3 protein-coding genes and 1 pseudogene are annotated in these 2,537 nt (G+C 56.0%); 2 read left to right on the top strand and 2 right to left on the bottom strand.

Going from position 1 to position 2,537, the window contains the following annotated elements; translation table 11 throughout:
• Positions 1-319 (bottom strand): annotated as a pseudogene (locus ACOSYY_RS14430) (serine--tRNA ligase); the annotation flags it as partial.
• A 281-nt stretch (positions 320-600) separates the two neighbouring features.
• Between ACOSYY_RS14430 and ACOSYY_RS14425 the strand changes: the two are divergent.
• Both ACOSYY_RS14425 and ACOSYY_RS14420 read left to right on the top strand, forming a co-directional pair.
• A complete protein-coding gene (locus tag ACOSYY_RS14425) occupies positions 601-1,614 on the top strand; it encodes a PA0069 family radical SAM protein (RefSeq protein WP_421663220.1) in 1,014 nt (337 codons plus the stop codon).
• Between the two features lie 17 nt (positions 1,615-1,631).
• On the top strand, positions 1,632-1,997 hold the full coding sequence (locus ACOSYY_RS14420; RefSeq protein ID WP_421663219.1) for a rhodanese-like domain-containing protein: 366 nt from the start codon (positions 1,632-1,634) through the stop codon (positions 1,995-1,997).
• Positions 1,998-2,014: 17 nt separating this feature from the next.
• Here ACOSYY_RS14420 and ACOSYY_RS14415 read toward each other — a convergent pair.
• A partial coding sequence (locus ACOSYY_RS14415; protein ID WP_421663218.1) for an OmpH/Skp family outer membrane protein occupies positions 2,015-2,537 on the bottom strand: 523 nt, incomplete at its 5' end.

Below are 2,537 nucleotides of genomic sequence, written 5' to 3'. Positions count from 1 at the left end.
GGAGATTGGGGATACGAAGCACGACGTCCGTGAGCGCTTCTTCTACCTTTCGAAGAGTTCCCTCTCCATCCTTAATGCGATCTCCCAGCCGCTTCATCGCCGCCATGGCCTCTTCAGCCGGCTCCTTGGCTCGGCGCAACCGAGCCACCTCTTCAGATCCCTTATTCAGTTCATACCGGAGCTGCTCGACCTGCGTCGTCACGGCTCGCCGTTCGTCGCTCAATGTTTGGATATCAGCCCACGGGACGTCGCTCCCCCGCCGTCCGAGAGAGGCGCGGATGTGGTCGAGGTTATCGCGGAGTTGTTTCAGATCGTACACTGGTTACCCGCCTGGGCAAGAAGCCATGGTTGTGAAGCCGTGGAGAATGCACGAGTGTCCTCCTACGCCGTGGCGTAGGAGGACATACTTCGGCGGCGAGGTGTCGCCGAAAAAGGAATAGGACTTACGGCAGTCAAGCGTGGAGCCCCACTCTCCAAAAGCGGGTGGAATCTAGCACCTGAGTACCAGAGAGTCAATGAAACCACAGGTCGCGCCTCACGACTATGCGGCCTTGTCCCAAGCGATTGACATCCATCGGGCATGAGGGACAGGATAGGCCTATGCGCGAGATCTCCAATCCTCCGAACCCATTTGAGTCGCAACATCGCGACTTGCTCGAGCCGGCCGGCACAGCCAAGCTGACGCTCTATGTGGATGAGAGTCGAGAGATTTTGAGCCGTAACGACAGCCCTGACTTGCCGTTTCGGTGGAGCGTGAATCCCTATCGAGGTTGCTTTCATGCCTGTGCCTATTGTTACGCGCGTCCTTCTCATGAGTATTGGGGATTCGGCGCCGGAACCGATTTTGAGAACAAGCTCGTGGTGAAGAAAAATGCGCCGCAACTGCTTCGACGCGCTTTTGAGAAGCCCTCATGGCATGGAGAGCTGATCATTTTTTCCGGAAACACGGACTGTTACCAACCGCTCGAGGCGGAGTACGGGTTGACCCGTGCCTGTTTGGAGGTTTGCGCGGACTATCGGAACCCTGTCGGCATCATTACGAAGGGTTCGTTGGTTCTTCGCGATCTTGATGTGCTTGTGCGATTGCATCGGGAGGCATCGGTCCTGGTGTACTTCAGTATTCCATTTTCGTCCGACGATGTGGCCCGTCAGGTTGAGCCGCATGTGCCGTCGACTACCAAGCGGTTTGCCGCCATGAAAGCCCTTTCCGATGCCGGTATTCCGACCGGTATTTCCATTGCGCCGGTCATTCCCGGTCTGAACGAAAACGATATTCCTGAATTGCTGGATCGAGCCTATTGCGCGGGAGCCCGTACGGCGACCCACAGCTTGTTGAGACTGTCCGGCAGCCTGGAGCCGGTGTTTTTGGAACGGATGCGGGAGGCGTTTCCGGAACGGATTGGAAAAATCACCAATCGACTCCGCTCGGTCAGAGGCGGGGCGCTGACGGAACGCCGATTTTTCAAGAGACAGGCGGGGCAGGGGCCGTATTGGGAGTTGATCGAGCAGTTATTCGCTCTGGCCAAACGGAGAGTGGGATTTCCAGAAGATGATCTGAGCGTTATTCCTCGGACATTTCGTCGGCCGCGCCTCGAACAGGCATCGCTATTTTGAAGAGGAGAGGAGGAGACATGAAGCATAATCCGAGGTTCTTGCAACTTGTCGAACAGGCCAAAGGACGCATCAAGGAGTCCAGCGTGGCCGAGGTGAAGGCTCGTCTCGACCGGGGCGAGCGGTTCCACTTCATCGATGTGCGGGAAGATCATGAATTCGCCAAGGACCATGCTCGCGGCGCTCAACATCTCGGAAAAGGGATCATTGAGCGGGATATCGAGTCGGTGATTCCTGATAAGCAAGACTCGGTCGTGCTCTACTGCGGGGGAGGGTATCGATCGGCGCTGGCGGCCGATGCTTTGCAACAGATGGGGTATGAGAATGTGATCTCGATGGATGGTGGGATTCGCGCGTGGCGGGAGGCTGGGTATCCGTTGGACTAGTCGACCGCGGCCATACGTTACTTGTTCGTCCGATCGAACTCCTTGATCACCTGATCGGTCAGATCGATCGTATCTTTGTTGTAGATCACGATCTTGACGGTCTGCTCGCTTCCTTTATCCACAACGAGTGCAATCCCTCCTTTTTCCGCGACCGTTTGTGTCGCGGTGGAGATTTTCTTCATGTACTCGTCGACCAGCTCCTTCTGCTTTTTCTGGAGCTCCATGTTGAAGTCCTGCGCGCGCTTTTGGAAGTCCTGCACCTTCGTCCTGAATTGTCCCTCCTTGTCCTTCTTTTCCGCGTCGGTCCACTTGGAGGCTTGCTCCTTCAATTGCTTCTCGTAATTGCGAAGGTCTTCCTCGTCTTTGGCAAGGAGCTTCTGCCTGGTTGAGACATATTCCTTCAGCCCTTCGAGCGCTCGCTTCCCCGCCTTGGATTTTTCTAGGACAGACTGAGGGTCCACCACTCCCATCTTAAATTCCGCGGCTTGGACTGATGTCGCCGCGAGCAAAACAAGCTGAGAGAGGAGCGCCGTGAAGAAT

Source organism: Nitrospira sp. BLG_2 (assembly GCF_049222245.1).
Note: the sequence above shows the minus strand (reverse complement) of the source record. Positions and strands in the feature narration are given on the sequence as shown.